At 60.1% G+C, this 17,941-nt stretch carries 14 protein-coding genes and 1 pseudogene; 7 read left to right on the forward strand and 8 right to left on the reverse strand.

What is annotated here, in order from left to right:
- From X757_RS01000000164985 to ligD, 5 genes and pseudogenes are all read left to right on the forward strand, one after another.
- Window positions 1–1,106: pseudogene (locus tag X757_RS01000000164985) on the forward strand (ABC transporter ATP-binding protein).
- Entirely contained in the window at window positions 1,103–3,076 is a 1,974-nt protein-coding gene (locus X757_RS145320; RefSeq protein WP_023726881.1) for a hypothetical protein, read from the forward strand. The pseudogene X757_RS01000000164985 and the gene X757_RS145320 overlap by 4 nt, the downstream one beginning before the upstream one ends.
- A 423-nt stretch (window positions 3,077–3,499) precedes the next feature.
- Window positions 3,500–3,994, forward strand: a complete 495-nt coding sequence (locus X757_RS145315; protein WP_023669459.1) for a YidB family protein — start codon at window positions 3,500–3,502, stop codon at window positions 3,992–3,994.
- Window positions 3,995–4,049: 55 nt separating this feature from the next.
- Window positions 4,050–4,409, forward strand: coding sequence for a DUF4112 domain-containing protein (locus X757_RS01000000164990; RefSeq protein ID WP_023669460.1), 360 nt, complete (start codon window positions 4,050–4,052; stop codon window positions 4,407–4,409).
- A gap of 96 nt (window positions 4,410–4,505) precedes the next feature.
- Window positions 4,506–6,275, forward strand: a complete 1,770-nt coding sequence (gene ligD / locus X757_RS145310; RefSeq protein WP_023726883.1) for a DNA ligase D — start codon at window positions 4,506–4,508, stop codon at window positions 6,273–6,275.
- Between the two features lie 81 nt (window positions 6,276–6,356).
- Here the strand turns inward: ligD and X757_RS1000000169555 are convergent, their stop codons facing one another.
- The 5 genes from X757_RS1000000169555 to X757_RS1000000169030 form a co-directional block, all read right to left on the reverse strand.
- On the reverse strand, window positions 6,357–6,476 hold the full coding sequence (locus X757_RS1000000169555; protein ID WP_306413631.1) for a DUF3606 domain-containing protein: 120 nt from the start codon (window positions 6,474–6,476) through the stop codon (window positions 6,357–6,359).
- Between the two features lie 580 nt (window positions 6,477–7,056).
- Window positions 7,057–8,094: a sensor histidine kinase gene (locus X757_RS145305; RefSeq protein WP_031199112.1), complete on the reverse strand. Its 1,038-nt coding sequence runs from the start codon at window positions 8,092–8,094 to the stop codon at window positions 7,057–7,059.
- Window positions 8,094–9,581, reverse strand: a complete 1,488-nt coding sequence (locus X757_RS145300; protein ID WP_023669465.1) for an ATPase domain-containing protein — start codon at window positions 9,579–9,581, stop codon at window positions 8,094–8,096. The genes X757_RS145305 and X757_RS145300 overlap by 1 nt, the downstream gene beginning before the upstream one ends.
- Window positions 9,582–9,831: 250 nt before the next feature.
- Entirely contained in the window at window positions 9,832–10,035 is a 204-nt protein-coding gene (locus X757_RS145295) for a CsbD family protein (protein ID WP_023669466.1), read from the reverse strand.
- Window positions 10,036–10,308: 273 nt separating this feature from the next.
- On the reverse strand, window positions 10,309–11,073 hold the full coding sequence (locus X757_RS1000000169030) for an ABATE domain-containing protein (protein ID WP_155929636.1): 765 nt from the start codon (window positions 11,071–11,073) through the stop codon (window positions 10,309–10,311).
- Here X757_RS1000000169030 and X757_RS145285 point away from each other — a divergent pair.
- Window positions 11,060–12,031: a DMT family transporter gene (locus X757_RS145285; RefSeq protein WP_023700498.1), complete on the forward strand. Its 972-nt coding sequence runs from the start codon at window positions 11,060–11,062 to the stop codon at window positions 12,029–12,031. The genes X757_RS1000000169030 and X757_RS145285 overlap by 14 nt on opposite strands.
- A 276-nt stretch (window positions 12,032–12,307) precedes the next feature.
- Here the strand turns inward: X757_RS145285 and X757_RS145280 are convergent, their stop codons facing one another.
- The 3 genes from X757_RS145280 to X757_RS145265 form a co-directional block, all read right to left on the reverse strand.
- Complete coding sequence (locus X757_RS145280) at window positions 12,308–12,568, reverse strand: hypothetical protein (RefSeq protein ID WP_245260004.1); 261 nt, start codon at window positions 12,566–12,568, stop codon at window positions 12,308–12,310.
- A 1,032-nt stretch (window positions 12,569–13,600) separates the two neighbouring features.
- Complete coding sequence (locus tag X757_RS145270; protein WP_023669471.1) at window positions 13,601–14,491, reverse strand: adenylate/guanylate cyclase domain-containing protein; 891 nt, start codon at window positions 14,489–14,491, stop codon at window positions 13,601–13,603.
- Between the two features lie 416 nt (window positions 14,492–14,907).
- The gene (locus tag X757_RS145265) at window positions 14,908–15,936 is read right to left on the reverse strand and encodes a LacI family DNA-binding transcriptional regulator (protein WP_023669472.1); all 1,029 of its coding nucleotides are present in this window, start codon (window positions 15,934–15,936) and stop codon (window positions 14,908–14,910) included.
- Window positions 15,937–16,291: 355 nt separating this feature from the next.
- Here X757_RS145265 and X757_RS145260 point away from each other — a divergent pair, with 355 nt between their 5' ends.
- The gene (locus tag X757_RS145260; protein ID WP_023700495.1) at window positions 16,292–17,905 is read left to right on the forward strand and encodes an extracellular solute-binding protein; all 1,614 of its coding nucleotides are present in this window, start codon (window positions 16,292–16,294) and stop codon (window positions 17,903–17,905) included.
- The last annotated feature ends 36 nt before the right edge of the window (window positions 17,906–17,941 follow it).

Here is a 17,941-nt window from a genome sequence, read left to right on the forward strand (position 1 = left end):
ATGGCCGAAGTCAAAATTACCGGCTTGCACAAGCGCTACGGCGCGTTCCATGCCGTGCGCGGCATCGACCTGGACATTCGCGACGGCCAGTTCACCGTTCTGGTTGGACCGTCCGGCTGCGGCAAGTCCACGCTGCTCCGGACCATCGCCGGCCTGGAGGAGATATCGGAAGGCACGATCGAGATCGGCGGCGAGGTGGTCAATGATTTCCGGCCGCGCGATCGCGACGTGGCAATGGTGTTTCAAGATTATGCGCTCTATCCGCATATGAGCGTGGCCAAGAACATTGGCTTCGGCCTCAAGGCTCGCAAGATGCCGAAGCCAGAGGTCGAGGTGCGCGTGGCCGAGGCGGCACGCATGCTTGGCATCACTCCCTTGCTGGGGCGTTTTCCGCGCCAATTATCCGGCGGCCAGCGCCAGCGCGTCGCCATCGGCCGCGCCATAGTCCGCAACCCGCGCATCTTTTTGTTCGACGAGCCGCTGTCCAACCTCGACGCACAGCTTCGCGACGAAATGCGCGGCGAAATCAAACGCCTTCACCAGGACATTGCGACAACGATGATCTACGTCACCCATGACCAGATCGAAGCGATGACGTTGGCTGACCGCATCGTGCTGATGCGCGNCTGATGCGCGACGGGTTGATAGAGCAGCAGGGCGCGCCACTCGAGTTGTTCGAGCACCCGGCCTCAACGTTCGTCGCTGGGTTCCTGGGTTCGCCGCGGATGAGCTTCCTGCCAGGTACCCTTGCCTTGGACGCAGGCGCCGCTGCCATCCGGCTCGCGGATGCACTGCTGCCTTTAGCGCGCGGCAGGGGGCTGAAGGGCGTCGCGGACGGACAGCAGGTGCTGCTCGGGTTGAGGCCAGAACACGTCACTCGTGCGCACACTGCAACGCCGGAGCAGGGCACGTTTCGCTATGAGGCAACGATCGACCTGCTGCAGCCGACCGGCTCGCGCAGTTACGCGACATTCCGACTGGCCGGCGCGCCGGTGATGGCTGAGCTGCAGGCGCACGATGTCAGCCGTCCGGGCGAGAAGCTTGCGATCGACATCAACATGAACCGGGCCTCGATCTTCGACGCCACGACGGAGCGCGCAATTTGACCTCGGCAGCTTCCCTGGCAGTCCGCTTGTGTGGCACCGAAGAGCTCGAGGCACCGCTGCGCACGCTGCGCGCCGGATCCTTGTCGGTCGCGTTCGACAATGGGGCGTTGCGTTACATCCACGTTGGGACGATCGAGGTCTTGCGCGGAATCTCGTTTCTTGTACGGGACGAAAACTGGGGAACATGTACCACCGTTCTCGATGATCTGCGGATCGACGAGAGGCCGGATGCGTTCGCCATTGAATACCGTGCAACATGTGCTGCAACATCCGGCCGCCTGATTTACCGGGCGCGCGTCTCAGGCCGTGGCGATGGTGCGCTGTCGTTTGTGGCGGAGGCAGAGCCCGAGACCGACCTTTTGACGAATCGGACCGGCTTCGTCGTCCTTCATCCGATCGAGGGCTTAGCCGGCAAGCCGATAAAGGTGCTGCATGAGGATGGTCACGACGAGCTATCGTTCTTGCCGGACCACATCGATCCAAAATGTCCGTTCACCGACATCCGGGCGTTGTCGCACGAGATCGCGCCTGGGATCTGGGCGACATGCACCATGGAGGGTGATGCCTTTGAGATGGAGGACCAACGCAATTGGTCTGACGCCTCGTATAAAACATATGTCCGCCCTCTGCGTCGCCCGTGGCCTTACAGACTGCCCAGGGGCCAGAAATTCACGCAGGCCGTCCGGCTTCACGTGTCAGGAACGCTCCCTGCCGGGACGTCTGAAAATCGCAATCCACTCATCAACCTGACGATCGGCGGACCGGTCGGCCGAGTGCCCCGCACTGGCGTCGGCGTCGCCGCCGACGAGGCAAAGCACGCGCTCGAAACCCCCGAGCTCCTACGACGAATGGCTCCCCAGTGGATGGTCTGCCAGGTCGATCTCCGGATCGCACACGGCCAGGACGAACTAGAAAGCTACGCCGCGCTCGCACGGCTGACCGGCGCTGGAGTGGTCCTCGAGATTATCACCAAGGGCACGCGCGATCCATTCGGCGAATTGGCGCCGGTCGCGGATGCTGTCCACTCACTCGGCCTCAAACTAGAAGCTGTCTCCGTCTTTCCGGCGCAGGACATGACATCCGTACAGCCGGGAGCACCGTGGCCGACTATGCCCAGCTTCCACGAAAGCTACTCCGCCGCTCGCCGGGCTTTCCCGGGCATCGCGCTGGGCGGCGGCATGGCCGCTTACTTCACCGAACTCAACCGCAAGCGTCCGCCAGCCGAAGCGCTCGACTACGTGACCTTCACCACCTGTCCCAGCGTGCACGCCGCAGATGATGTCTCGGTGATGGAGACACTTCAGGCAATCCCCCATCTAATCCGCTCCGCGCATGCTTTCATGGGGGAACGCTTGCCACTGCGTATCGGTCCCATCCAGCTCGGCTGCCGTGAGAACCCATACGGAAAATCCACTACGCCGAATGAAGCGAACGCTCGCGTCTGTCTATCGCGCATTGATCCTCGTCAGCGCGGGCTGTTCAATGCGGCTTGGACTGTCGGATATTTCGCGGCCTGCGCTCGCGAAGGAATCGATGCCGTCGCGTTCGGTGACTTCGCCGGCCCCTTTGGCCAAATCCATAGGAAGGCTGATTTCGTGCAGCCATGGTATGACCAGCAGGATGGCCCAACGGTCTATCCCGCTTTCCATGTCTTGGCTGGTCTCTCAAAGCTCGGCGGAGCCACCTTGCTGTCCGTAGGAACTTCCGGCTGTGACGGCGTCGTGACGATCGCGGCTGAAAAAGGTCGCCGCGTGACCCTGTGGGTCGCTAACCTTACCGCCAAGACGCAATCTGTGAGGCTTTCGGATTCGCCGAGCAGCGCCCGCATTGCTCTTCTCGGCGCCGAGCAGTTCGAGCGGGCGGCAACCGATCCCGACTTCATGGAAAGTTCCGCAAGACCGCTGGATGATCAAAGCATCTCGCTTGGCGCCTACGCCGTCGCGCGAGTCGACCTCGATCGATCGTCTTAGGCCTAGCCGATGTTCGCTGTTTGGCCAAACCCCCGTCAAAGATGAGGGTGGTAGTTCCATACTCTAAGGCAGCGCGCGGGATCCATCTCGCTTATACGTTCTACTATCGCGACGCCGACCAGGCTCGCCAGGTTCCGCCTGCCGAGACGCCAAGTTTTGAGGCCGCTCGCGCCGAAGCGATCCGTTGCGTAATCGGGCGATGACGATATGACCGGATGGTTAGTGCGCATGCGCGATCAGGCAGGCAACGAGCTTTGCACGATCAGCGTCTGCGAGGCCGAAGCCGCACCGCAAACGGAAACAAGCCGGTTAGGCAGCACCGCTCACGTCTGTGTCGATACGCCAGCCCTTATTCAATTAGATCGTCGCCGGTCGGAACTTTTGTGATGTTGAGCCCTTGTCCATTGAACAGTGGAGGTACCAATGGCTAACCTGGGAAAATTGGCGATCGCGATGCTCGGCGTCTTGGCATACCAAAATCGCGACAAGATCGGCGACATGATCCGTGGAGCGGGTGATCGCAACCCAAATGATCCGCAAGGCGGGATTCTGGATCAGCTTTCAAAAGGCGTTTCGGGGACCGCGCTTGGCGATATTCTCGACCGGTTCAGAGGGGCAGGCGCCGGATCGAAGGTCGATTCGTGGGTAGGCACCGGGCCGAACGAGCCGATCCAGCCAAGCGAGGTGGAAGCAGCCATAGACGAAGAAACCCTGACTTCCCTCTCGATGCAGACCGGCCTTTCGCGCGAGGAACTCATAAGCCGGATCACGCGAGATTTGCCTGAGGCCGTCAGCAAGATGACGCCTACTGGTGAATTGCCCGTTGAGGCGCCGAAAAGCTCCGGTGAGACGACCTTGCTCGACGACGTGCCATCGCACAGGACGCAAGCGAATTCAGGCGGTCAAAGCGATATCTAAGGTGACGGCTATCCATCAGGGAGAGATACTAAATCGTACTGGCGCGCGAGTTGGCATGATCGGGCAGGGCGGTCACGGTGGTCATACAGCAAACGTACTTGCCGAGTTGGATCTATTGGCCGCGCTACTCGATTCCCGCTGGCGCATTCCAGGCACATCAATTCGTTTTGGACTGGATGCGCTCGTAGGTCTGGTTCCCGTACTCGGAGATGCGGCGACGGGCATTATCTCGGCCTACATCGTCTTGCGAGCTCGAAACGTCGGTGCCGGAAATGGGTTGGTCGCCCGCATGCTAGGCAACGTGCTGCTGGATACGCTCGTAGGAAGTGTCCCAATTCTCGGCTCGATCTTCGACGTCTATTTTAAGGCGAACAATCGCAACATCAGACTGCTGCGCCGTCACATCAACAAGTGAGGCGGATAAGCAATCGTCGCGATGCAATTCTTCTAAAAGGCTCGGAACCGACAGGGGCGCTGGGGCTTGAGTCGCGATTCCTGGAGTCGCGAGCATATGACCAGTGCCATTGACCGGCTTTCGTTCATCGAGTTCCAATCGCCCACACTGGTCGAGAAAGCTCCCGAAGGCGGAGATTGGCTTCACGAGATCAAATATGACGGCTACAGGACGCAGCTGGTCGTTGAAGGCGGAAAGGCGCGAGCATTCACACGTCGCGGCCACGATTGGTCCCACCGTTACAAGAGGATTGTTCAGGCCGCGGCAAGCCTGCCGGTCAAATCCGCTATCATCGATGGTGAAGCTGTCGTCCTGGGCGACACCGGCCTGCCGGACTATCAAGCCCTGGAACGTGAGCTGGGCAACCCAAGTTCGCTGCGGATGACTCTCTACGCTTTCGACCTCCTGTACCTCGATGGCCGTGATCTACGGGAACAACCGTTAGTGAAGCGCAAGGCTGCGCTGAAGAAGCTGCTGACCGAAACCGAGCCAATCCTGACTTATGCCGAGCATCTGGAGGTGAACGGCAATGATATGTTCGACCATGCCTGCCGGATGGGCATAGAGGGAATCGTATCCAAGCGAGCGGATGCTCACTACCGCTCGGGCGTCCAGACCAGTTGGGTCAAGGTCAAATGTGTCAAGAGCGACACTTTTCCAATCGTGGCTTTCGTCGAGAAACTTGGCGCGCAGCCGCGCCGCATCGCATCGTTGTACATCGGCAGGCGAGAGGGCGACCGGCTGCTTTATGCCGGGAAGGCCCAGACCGGCTATACGCTGGACGCAGCCCGGCGCGTTAGGGAGCGGCTTGATCCGCTTGTAACCGCCAAGTCACCGCTGTCGGAGCCGATCAAGAAGCCCAAGGCGACATGGGTCGAACCAGACGTTCTTGCCGAGGTGCAATTCAGTGGCGTGTCGGACCGGGGCATCTTGCGTGAGGCGGTCTTCAAGGGACTCCGCGAGGACCTTCAGGCAATCCCGCCCAAGCCTCCGTCGCCCTCCAAGCGGAGGTCGGAAGGCCAACACGGCGTCCCGCGCGAGAACATTCTCCAGCTGCTACCCGATGCGGTTGCACCTTCCAAGGAAGAGCTGGCAGACTATTGGCGGCGGGTCGCTGATCAAGCTCTAGTTGATCTGGTTCGGCGACCGCTGAAGCTGGTCCGCCACGCCTCCGGCGCAACCTTCTATCACAAGGGACCGCTACCTCGGATACCGGCGTCCGTACATCAGCTCCGGGTTCAAAAGCGCGAAGGCGGCGAAGGCATTCGGGTATGGATAGATGACATGGATGGTCTGCTTGGCTTGGTCGAGATGGATGCCGTTGAGCTTCATCCGTGGAACGCGACGATTGATGACATCGAACATGCGGACCGGCTCGTCCTCGACCTCGATCCCGGAGAAGGCGTTCCATGGGACGATGTGATCGAGGCCACGCTGGCGCTACGGGGCATCTTGGAAGCGGCAGGCTTGGAGAGCTGGCCAAAGGTCACTGGCGGCAAAGGCATCCACTTGATGGCCCCGCTCGTTGCGAAGATGACCCATGACAGCGCCCGGAAACTGGCCAAGTCGCTCGCCCACCGTCTGGTTGATACCGATCCTGACCGATACCTGTTGTCAGCTGACCCCGCAGCCCGAGGAGGCCGGATCTTTCTCGACTATCTCCGCAACGGACAGGGCAATACCGCAATAGGCGCTTTTTCCCCGCGAGCGCGGCCCGGCTTCCCAATTGCCCACCTGGTCACATGGAAGCAAGTCGAGGCGGGCATCCGGCCAGACGTTTTCACGCTCGCGCAGCCTTTCAGACCCGCTCGTCGAAAAGCCGCGTGATGCGTCGCGACCATCAGCCGGTATCAGCGAGTTTCCTTGCCTCGCGTCCGAGCCTCTTCCGGTCGTTGCCGTGTTCTCTGATTAGCTCGCGCGTTCTGGCGTGATACGATGCTGTTTGGCGAAATAGCCAACCTCATAATCTTCATCGACTGATACACGGTTGCGATCTCGAAAATCACGCTTGCTCTTATCGTCTGCCATCATCTTTCCTCCTGATCAGAGAAACAACGACCGACGTTGTATGTTCCCGGCGCCTCACTTCGGCCGCCAGAGGCGCGGGCTGTCCGACCGTACTGGGGCCGCAGCCATTGCGAAGGTGATCTGGCGAAAGTTGGTTGGCCAAAGGCAAGGGTGATTTCGTTTGCTGTTCGGGATAGCTGACCGTCGATCGAGCCTGTCTGCGGGCCTCTTGGTTTTTTACGACGCCAGTCGGAACCCAGACGGGTCGCAGATGATTCAGATGCGCATCCGGGCTATCAACGAGGATCGTGAGCAAAATGGCGGGGGGTGACCACGAAGGCGACAAAACTGCGCTCCGGGAGCCCAAGGTTTCGTCTAGGACGCATGACCCGGGTCACAGCGCCGCGGCACGAGTTCGACTTCATCACCAAGGTCGGCCGCATAGACCACGCCGGAGCTCTCGCAATGTTGCAGAGGCATATGGGAGATATAGAGGCGGTCTTTTTCGGAACTGATGTTTTGGCTAAAGCGCTAGACCAGCCTGCCGAGTGACGCTCAGTTAATCCCTATCGCGGCGCCCAGCCAGCCTTTCCGTTGCCGCTCAGTAAGCCGGCACAAGGCGCGTGTTTCGCAACGGCAAGGCCATGGTGAACTGCAAGCCGTCACGATGGTAGTTCAATTCGATCTTGGCGTTGCATTGCACGGTCACGACTTTTTCCAGAAGTGTCGTGCCAAACCCCCGGCGACTGGGCTGCTCGACTTTCGGCCCATCTCGTTCCCGCCAGTCAAGATTGACGATCTGTGTATCGCCGGACCCGCCTAACGACCAGCGGACATCAAGGCGGCCTCCCGTTTGCGAAAGCGCGCCAAACTTCGACGAATTGGAGGCCAGTTCGTGGAAAGCCATCCCGACAGGGACCGCAATGTCGGCGACTAGCGCTACGTTCGGGCCTTCCAGAACGATACGCGGCCTGTCGCGCGTCTCATAGTGGTCAAGCTCGCTTTCGAGCAGCTTGTGCAGGGAGGCAGTCTGCCAATAATCGTCGGTAAGCATCGAATGGGTCTGGGCCAGGGAAACGAGCCTGGCTGAAAAATCGCGTACGAAATCATCGACGTTGCCGCTCGACTTGGCCGTCGCGCCCATCATGGCGCGAACGTTGGCCAGCGTGTTCTTGACGCGGTGATGCAGCTCGCGGATGAGCAATTTCTGCCGATCGGCGACCTCCCGCTTCTGTTCGATGTAGGACTGGACCTCACGCTGGCGGGCGCGGGCACGCAAGGCGGAGCGCACCGAGTTGGCGAGGCTCGAAGCCAGAAATGGCCGTTCAAGCACGATCAGATAGCGGTCCAGAAATGCCATCCGCGTGTCGACTTCGTTCCCCCGCATCGTCAGAAGCACGATCGGAAAATCCGACCATGCGGGTTGGGCTTCAAGCCAGGCCGCAAACTGCGTTCGATCGGAACTGAGCAGGGCCTCCTCGGCCACGACAAGGCACTGAGCCTCGTCGAGAAGCGGCACTGCCTCTTCCAAGCTGCCGCACACACGCGAGGCAATCTGGTTTGTAGCCAGGATGGAGGCCGCGATCCTCGCGTCACGGCCAAGCGGCGCCAGCACGAGAACGGCGGGGCTGGACGACATCACAGCGCCTTATCCCTCAGAAGGTCTGTCGGCTTGCCTTCAAATTCCGGAGATCCCATCAGGATGCCGCGGAATTGTTCCAGTGGCTCACCTACGGCCACGCCATTACCGCCGATTTTAAACTCACGAATCGTCTCTTCGTGGGGGCCGACACGTTTCTTGACAACGGAAATCGCGCGTCTCAACTGACCTGCGTTCTCGAAGAAGCGCAGAAGCATGATGGAATCGCAGAGATAGGTCATGTCGACCGGCGCTGCCGTTTGCCCAAACAGCCCGTGATTGGCCAACAGCAGGATCGTCGCCACTGCCTTCTGATTGAGATAGGTGAGGATCTCGTGCATCTGAAGCACCAGATGTTGTTCTTCGGACATGGCATTGAGATAGCCAGTTAGGCTGTCGATCACGACGATCCGCACATTGGATTCTTCGACGGCCGCTTGGATGCGCGAAGACAATTCGCCTGGTGAAAGCTCAGCCGGATTGACAGATTCAAGCATCAGCGTGCCGTCCTCGGCAAACGGCTCCAGGTCCATGCCGAGCCCGGCGGCGCGCGCCAAGAAGATGCGCTTTGTCTCGTCAAACAACAGCACCAGCACACGCTCGCCACGCTCGAGTGCGGCATAGCAATAGGTGCAGGCAATGGTAGACTTGCCAACGCCAGACGGCCCCATCAGCATCGTGCTGGTACCACGGGCCAGCCCGCCGCCAAGCAGGGTGTCGATCCGGTTGTTGCTCATGGCCGGCGTATCATGCTCGGCCACCTCATGCTCGGCTGCAACGAGCCGCGGATAGGCGATAACGCCGCCTGGGCGAATGACGAAATCGTGAAAGCCGCCCCGGATCTGCACGCCGCGCATTTTGATCACGCGTAGCCGCCGACGCTCTCCACCATAGACGGGCGACAGCTGCTCCATCCGAATGACGCCGTGACTGATCGAATGCAAATTGAGGTCATCCTGCTCAGCGGTCAGGTCGTCGAGCATAAGCACCGTCACATTGTTGAGCATGAAGAAGCTCTTCAATGCCAACACCTGGCGCCGATACCGCAGTGACCCTTGCGATAAAAGTCGAATTTCAGAGAGCGAATCGAACACCACGCGATCGGGTCTGACGCGTCCGATCTCGGCCATGGCAGACTGCACGGTTTCGCCGAGTTCCAATTCCGAGGAATGGATCAATGTCTGTAGCTGCGCAGGATCGAAACTGAGCTCCGGCGGCACAAGTTCAAGAATTTGCACCCCCTTCAGATCCCAGCCGTGACGGCCAGCAACCGAGAGCAGTTCGCGCTTGCTTTCTGACAAAGTGATGTAAAGGCATGTCTCGCCATTCTTGGCGCCCTCGATCAAAAACTGGAGGCCAAGAGTGGTTTTTCCAGAACCTGGTTTCCCTTCGATGAGATGGGAGCGGTTCCTGGCGTAGCCGCCACGAAGAATGTAGTCGAGGCCGCTAACTCCAGTTGTGATCGCCGAGGCGTCGTCTCTGTCCAACTAATCCCCCAATGTAATTTCGAGAACCAGATAACGACGGGCACCTTTCGCGGTTCCACGTCTCTCGGTGAGCGCCCTTGTCGTGAGACTCACGAAAAGGCGACAAGAAACGCGGCAAAAAAGGGCGCCGTACCTCTCGGAGCCCTTTTTCAAGTTCAGTTTGGAACCGGCGACCTACCAGCCTTGCCGGCCATACCAGTCATCGATGTCGCGCCGAGCGCGGTCCTTCTCAATGCCGTNAACCGGCGACCTACCAGCCTTGCCGGCCATACCAGTCATCGATGTCGCGCCGAGCGCGGTCCTTCTCAATGCCGTAGCGCTCCTGAATCTTGCCTTCCAACTGATCGCGGTTACCGGCAATACGGTCCAGATCATCGTCTGTGAGTTTGCCCCACTGTTCCTTGACCTTGCCCTTTACCTGCTTCCAATTGCCTTCGACACGGTTCCAGTCCATGGCACCTATCCTTGTTTGTTTCGGACTGAGAAAAACGCCGTAACGCTACCGGAGTTCCCGTCAAGTTTGAGCAGATCGACCGATCGAAGCGTGGCGAGGTAGGCGGCCCCGAAGCAACCCGCTCTGGAACGCGATGATGGCTTGCCGCGCCGGCTGTGTTCTCCACACTCTTGGCCACAGTCGCTCGCGAGACCAGCTTCGTTGGACAAACAGCGACAGTGATAGCGTGAAGCCAACTATGCTGCGTTGGTCATCCAGGCCTGGCGTCAGATACTAATTCTTGCTGTCGGGAGCCATGTTCCCTGCGGCTTTTGCCCTGAAGCGCCTTACCCGGCTGCGTGTGCCGCAGCTCTCATCCGAGCACCACCGTCTGCGCCCGCCACGCGAGGTGTCGATGAAAAGCCAACCGCAGTTCGGCCCGGTGCACTCGCGCACGCGGCGGCGGTCATTCCTGGACACCAAAAACTCGGCTGTCTCAAAGGCCACGCGGTGGCCGATCGTGTTCAGACTGGCTGCGTCGGTCCACTGCCAAGCGAGGCGGTCGCCGGACGGGAAAAGCGAGCGCTTCGGCAGGGCTAGGGCGACTGCATCGCGCACGATTTGCAAGGCATCGTCCGGCACCCGGGCGCCTGCCGCCTCGGCCTGGAGAGCCGCGTAAACGGCCTCGCGCAAAATCTTGGCCTTTTCCAATGCCGCCTCCGCAAGGAGCGGGCGGGCGGGAGCCTCCGCGAGCAGTGCTCGCGCCTCATCGACGTCGATCAAATCGGCACGTCCAGCCCAGACGACCAGGTCGGCATAGGTCTGCAAGAGGTCTGGCCCCCACACATCGCGTCGCGCGTCGACCGTGTTGACGAAGTCCAAGCAGGGGTGACCGCCAACCATGCGCATGTCGACGATAGTCTTCGCACCATCCATCCCGGAAACATCGGTTGGCGGAACCGTATTGGCAAGAGGCCGTTGTAACGAAATAAACGTCTTTTGGCCGTTACGACGAACCAACAACGCCCAGCGAAGGCTGCTTCCGATGAACCGCAACACAGCGACATTTCTTGTTTTATGTGTGATCTGGGGCACCACGTGGATCGGTATCAAGGCAGGGATCGCCACCGTGCCGCCTCTGATGTTCGCAGGCACGCGTTTTACAGTAGCCGGCTTGCTGATCCTCAGCGCGACGCGCCTAAGGGGCGCTGCTCTACCACGGGTGGCGAAAAGGAGTTGGCCGCGTCTTTTCGTTGTTACGTTGTTCATGATTCCGCTTTGCTATGGCCCACTCTTTTGGGGCATGCTCTACGTCGATACGGGCACCGCGGCTGTTCTTGAGCTTTCGCTGACCCCCGTCACGCTGCTTGGGTTTGCGTTGCTTCTGGGGAACGAACGCTATGACGGCCGCAGGCTCTTTGCGATTTTGCTCGGCGCGGCCGGTCTGTGCGTCCTGTTCGGGCCCGAAGCCTATGCTAGTTGGACACACGCAGACCAGCAGGGCAGGGGGGTCCGGCTGCTGGCGATGGCAGCGGTGGCGTCGGCAGCTTTAATCTATGCATGGGGTTCGGTGCTCGCGCGGCCGCTTCTTGAGGTATATTCATCGGACTTCATCGCCGGCTTCACCACCCTTTTCGGGGGCGCATTCCTAATTCTCATCTCACTCGTTGTGGAGCCAGGCGCGACCGCGGCTCTAAAAGGCAATTGGGGCTGGCCGGCCTGGGTCGGGTGGCTGTTCCTCGTGCTGTTTGGTTCGTTCATAGGCTACACTCTATTTATCCGGCTCCTGCACGAAATCGGCGCCTCGCGCGCCGGAGCATTTGCCTTCGTCTCACCCGTCATTGCCGTCGTGCTTGGCATCATCACCTACGGCGAGGAGGTTAGCCTGATCGACATCATCGGCATGGCTATCATGCTCTTCGCAGCGTTTCTTGCGCTACGCGAGCGCAAACAGGAAACATCATCCGCTTCCCCGCCGTTGATTCCACGCTCCGCGCGGGCTGATGGCAGAATATGAAAGACGGCGCGCGCATCCAGCCGCCAATCAGCCTTGAGACGGAAAAGCACAAGGTTCGCGTCTATGCGAAAAGAGGGCTGTCCCGGCAGCGTATCCCGCCTACCACCGGCGGCGAGGAAAGCTCCAGCTCATATGACAACACTAGTCGGCGAGGGATTTTGCCGAGTTGTTGTCAAGATTGCAGGCGGGATTTGATGGAAAAATCGCGAGGCTGCAATCAGCGACCTATTCGTTCCGATCGCGATGCAGGCTATCCGCCAACGCGTCGACAAAGTGTCAGCCGCATCGCTTCAGTTCCGCCACCTGAACGCCGAGACGGAATGCCTGACCATCGGCATAAGAACGTGCATAGCTTTCTGCTTCGAACGGAAACGTCAGGGTGCTGCCGTAGGCGGTGATGCGGACCGTCCACTTCTTGTCGCGAACGAGTTCGACCGAATTGTCGGGCGACGTCATGATTTCCTCCGGCACCAGCAAGGCGAAGGCACGGATAACGTCGCAAAGGTCGTTTGAATGCAAACAATCCGACACGCTCATGTCGCTTGTTCTATACGCCCAGATTTTCTCTCGATTAGAGCAGCGCCCGGCTGCAATGTCGGTGGCGTTAAGTCCCCTAGCTGCCAAGACCTTTCCCATTGGGTCGGTCCCCATGCGGCCTCACGCAGCGACCTTTCTGAACCCAATCGCCGAGATCGTCAGCCCGCAGTGTCTTCGAGAGAATAGCCGGCAAGCCGCAGGGTGCGAATGGCAACTCTGCGACGACTGCTTCAACAACTTTCGCGACTGGCTCATGTGAACGTCGACCACCTGGGCGCTCACACTGGCTTTCTGCGACCAGCCAGCTGCGATGAATTCATCACGGCTGATCACCTTTCAGGATTCTCGAGCCATGTGGCGCACCAACTTGAACTCGATCGGCCCAAGAGGAATTTTCCCCGGTGCTGCAAAGACGGTGGTATCGAGCTCCATCTCGACGCCGCGATATGTCAGTGGTCTGCGCTTCTGGGCCAATTTTCGTGACGGTAGCCCAATCGCGAGCCTTCGCAGGTGTTCGAGGAGCTATTGCGGCGCAAATGGTCTGATGAAGCGTTCGTCGACCCCGGGCTGCAACAGCCGGTGCTGACCTTCAGCACCTGGGGATATCAAGGCGACACAGGGCAGGGAATTGGTCCGGGCATCCCGCTTCAGCCGGCCGCTCCCGTCGCCAGCTCATTGTCTGGCCGACAGTCCAGCACAATTCCCACGCACCGGCCTTTTCGCGGCAAGACCTAGCGCGTCATCGATCGAGCGGGCCAGCTTGCTGCCGAAGCCATCCACCTGCCGAATGTGGCTTAGGAGCAGATAGAACTCCGCATGCTGCGAGGGAGATGCACCGGCCCGCGGCTCCGTCGAACTCAGCGAGGGAAACGGAGGTCAGCTCTTCGCAGTCCAACTTCGAGAGCAGACGTTCCTGGATTGGCCTTGGCACATTTGTGAACGGTCGATTCCAATGGCTGTCAAAGAGTACGGCGCGACATTGAGGGCGCAGCGAACCACTTCGAAACCGGTCGAGCTAGTAGCCGGGCCGGGTCAATCCGAGACAATTTCGTAGTGAAGAAGCTGGGCTTCGTCGAGTGCCGACTTCACTCCAGGCGAGATGACGCCGCAGCCGAAGAGGATAATATCTTCACGGCGTACGAATACTTCATGGCCCAGTCCCATGGACACAAATGTGCCCGAAGAGCTTCGTTCGAGAAGCCGAGCTCTGCCATTCAATATGGTGAAGGCGGCGTGGCGCCTCGATACCCAGGGCCGCTCGACGATGATATCGCATTCCGCCGATCTGCCGACTGTCACGGATTCGCCGTTTCGACAGGATCGCAGCTGATCTCTGTAGCGGATGACCAGATGAATCTGCCGCGGCAGGACCGAGCGTCTATCTGTAGTGGCGCCATGGCTGGTGATCTGCGTACCGGGGCCCCCATCGTCGCTCCACAGGGTATAGACATCGAAGAACTCTTGCTTCCCCTTCAAGGCCATTTTGTCGAGGAGCCGCAGGCCCTTGCGGCTTCTCGGGGAAAGGGCTTCGCAGAAGCTCTGGCTGATCAGCACCTCTCCGGGGTTCGCCGTGGTGGACAACCTTGCGGTGACATTGACAACGTCACCGAATATCGCGCCCCGCGCGCGAATGACCGCCCCGAAATGCAATCCGATACGGGCGCTTAACGGACCTTTAGTCAGTTGGTGGCTGATTTGGCAGACGGCCGTCAGCGCCATTTCCGGGCTCTCGAAGAGGCTGAGTATGTCATCGCCCTTCGAGTAAATGAAATCACCACCGTGTTTGGCGACGATCTCGCGCATCGTGTCCAGGCAATCCGAGACCTGCTGTAGAGCGGCATCGTCTCCGATCCGCTCATAGAGTGGCGTGCTGCCCACGACATCAGCTAAGAGGACTGCGGCAAGAAGCGTTTCCTGGTCCATCGATCTCGTGTCCGACCCAAAAAGTCAGCGTGCGTGTATAACACACGAGGTTGCCTGCGACATATCTGCTCGTGCGCCTGGGGCCGGGGCGATGCCTCAGGTGATCGTCGCGGACGGACGGGCGTATGCCATTCGTCGGCTTCGTGCCGACATCCAGAACCCTCTTCGCCCCAATCGTTCGCGACTTCGGTGCTATGAGTGGACTTGGTCTTTTTAGGTTCGGAAAGGCTGACCGAGTTGCAACGGGCGACGGCCTTCTCATGCACCATCAACCACGACCCGATCTCGGCCCTCCGACTTCGCACGGAATAGTGCCAGATCGGCGGCTTTGACGAGATCATTCGGGCTCTCGTTCGTATTTGGGACCGGTGGCGACGCCAACGCTGTGCTTTGCGATACGATCACGGATCCATTGATCAGATTTCAGGTATATTCTCTTTGAAGATCACCTGAAGTCGTGGTTGATGCGGTTCATAGTTCAGGTGCCTGACAGAGTGGCTTAAAATGTTGAGCGCTTCCCGCGCCTCGACGCGCGGATTTTGATCTATGACCGCATCGAGCGTCCCATCCAACAAAAGTTCCTTGGTGCCGTCTGTCACCTCGTGGCCGAGAAAGAGAATGTCTTTGGCGCGTCCACGCTCCTTGAGCGCCCGAGCGATGCCGGTGTTGCCGGCGCCGACATTGTAGATCGCGGCAAGATCGGGGTGCCGGTCCAGAAGCGCTGATGCTTCCGAATAAGCCTTCTCTCGGTCATCCAGCATTTCGCGCATCTCGACGATCTTGAGGTTGGGCGACTCCTCGGTCAAGATGTGCCGGAATCCCATCTCGCGTTCCTCATGGCCGCGGTAGGACAGCGAACCGGCGAACAGCGCCACCTTGCTTGGGCGTTCGGATCCCATGAAGCGGTTGAGCAGATAGCCGGCCAGCCGCCCCGCGGCGCGGTTGTCGATGCCGATATAGGCCACTCTCGGAACATGCAGGATGTCGGAGGCGATGGTCACCACCTTGACGTCATTGGCTGACAGCGAGCGGATCGCCTCGCGCACCGTTGGATGATCGAGCGCGATCACGCCGACGCCTTGTGTCTGTCCACGCAATTCTTGCAGCAGGCGGGCGAGCCGGTCGGGGTTGAAGCCCTCTATGGTGGCGATGTGGACGTCAAGATCGGGGCGCGCTAGGGCCTGCGCCTCGATGTGTCGATGCAGCATCTTGATGAAGGAATTGGTGCCGGCCGGCAGGGCGAAGTCGAGACGGATGACCTCTCCAGGTGAGGGCCTGGGCGGCGCTCCGTTCGGGCCTTCCGCGATGTAGCCGAGGCGCTGCGCCATTTCGAGCACGATCTCACGCGTGCGCGCCCGCACACCGGGCCTGTTGTTCAGCACGCGGTCGACGGTGGCGGCGGAAACGCCGGCTTCCCGGGCTATGTCAGTCAAGGTGGAACGCACCGTCTTCATCTCCTCAATGCATCAAATCGCACAATGCCGCTAGCCCGTCCGACGGCCACAGCTGCCAGCCATCAGCGATTCTGATGGGAAATGATGTATCGAGCCTTAGCCGATGCGCAAGGAGGTTGGGCTAAATCGCGTCGCCCGGCGTGATAGTCGCGTGCCAGAAAGGCAGATTTCCCATCAAATCGAGGCATTGAGCCCGTGTGTCGACCTTTGCATGACGTATTTTCTCCGCGGTTGCGGTGTTACGATGTATTTTGAGTATTTATGATGTTGACAGCCTTCCGGTGCTGCCGTCAATATCCCTCAACGGGCTCGTGGAGGAAACATCGGCCCTGAGGGAGGAATTCCAATGTCTGATTTGATCCGCATATCGCGACGCGGCTTGTTGGCGTCCGGAGGGAAGGCGGCGGCGTTCGTGGCTGCGGCCGGTATCGCACCGCAATTCATCCGTCCCGGCCGTGCCGTTGCGGCCGACGCGCTGGCGCCAGGCATGGTAGGCGGTCCCACCGGTTTCGAGGGCGCCGAGCGCTATCAATATGGCGCCGACACGCCGGAAGCCCGTGCCGTTGAGGCGGCCAAGGCCTTGAAGGGAGCTGGCAAGGCACCGGCCAAGATCGTGCTTGGCCTGTCGGATGGCTCGATTGGCCAACTCACACAGCCTTTCCCTGCGGGTGCGCCGTCGATCAAGGAGCTGTGGGAAAAGGAAACCGGCATCCAGATCGAGATCGTCGGCCTGCCGAACGGCCAGGAATTCACCAAGACGATGCAGGACATCTCCACCAAGGGTGGGGCCTATGACATCTACTCGACGGAATGGAACCGCCTCGGCGACCTTGCCGAGACCGGCGGCATCGCCAAGCTCGACGACTTCGTCGCCCAGTACAAGCCCGAATGGGACGATCCCAAGACCGGCTATGTCGACGGCGCCAAGGGCGTGTCGCTGCTCAACAAATATCGCGGGTCCAACTATGGCGTGTCGCTGGACGGCGACTTCCAGACCTGGGTCTACCGCACCGACCTGTTCGGCGACGCTGCCGAGCAGAAGGCGTTCAAGGACAAATTCGGCTACGATCTGGCGCCGCCGAAGACCTGGAAGCAGCACAGTGACATCGCGGGCTTCTTCCAGCGGCCCGACAAGGGCCTGTTCGGCTCCACCGACCTGCGCAACCAGGGCTGGGGCTACACCAACTGGTATCAGCGCTATGTCTCGATGGCATCGCCCAACCAGTTCCTGTTCGGCGACGACGGCAAGCCGCTGATCAATTCCGAGCACGGCATTGCCGCCACCAACGAATATGTCGGCTCGCTGGTTCATCACTCGCCGGACGCGATCTCCTGGGGCTGGCCGGAGCAGTATGGAAATTTCGCCAAGGGCGGCGCGGCGATGACCTGCGCCTTCTCGAACCTGCCGAAATTCCTCGACAATGCCGGCAACAAGGATTCTGCCGTCACCGGCAAGATCGGCTCGATGCTGCCGCCCGGCCGCGAAGTCGACGGCAAGCTGATCAGCCGTTCCGTGCTGTGGTTCTCGCTGACCGGCATGGTCTCGTCGCAGTCGAAAAACCAGGAGGTCGCCTACCTTTTGCTGCAGTGGCTGGGCTCCGCCCGCATCTATGCCTGGATGAGCGCCAATCCGGGCGGCTATCTCGATCCGTTCCGGCTCTCGGATTTCTCCGATCCGCTGGTGCGCCAGACCTACCACGCCTACCACATCGACGTGGTGCGCGAGACCGTCGCCCGCACGGTGCCGACGATCAACTATCCCGGCGCCACCGCCTTCCACAACGCATTGGACGAAAATCTGATGGCGTCGCTGACCAAGGCCAAGACAGCGGAACAGGCGATGGCCGACACGGAAGCGGAGTGGAAGAAGATCGCCCGCCGCATCGGCGAGGACAAATTGCTCGAAGCCATCAGGACGAACAAGGAGGCCTGGCCGACGGTTCTCGACCCGATCAGCTGATCCGTCTCCCTGGATCAGCGCTGGAGGGGAGGAGCA

Origin of the sequence: Mesorhizobium sp. LSHC412B00 (genome assembly GCF_000503035.1) — a bacterium.
Taxonomy (GTDB): domain Bacteria; phylum Pseudomonadota; class Alphaproteobacteria; order Rhizobiales; family Rhizobiaceae; genus Mesorhizobium.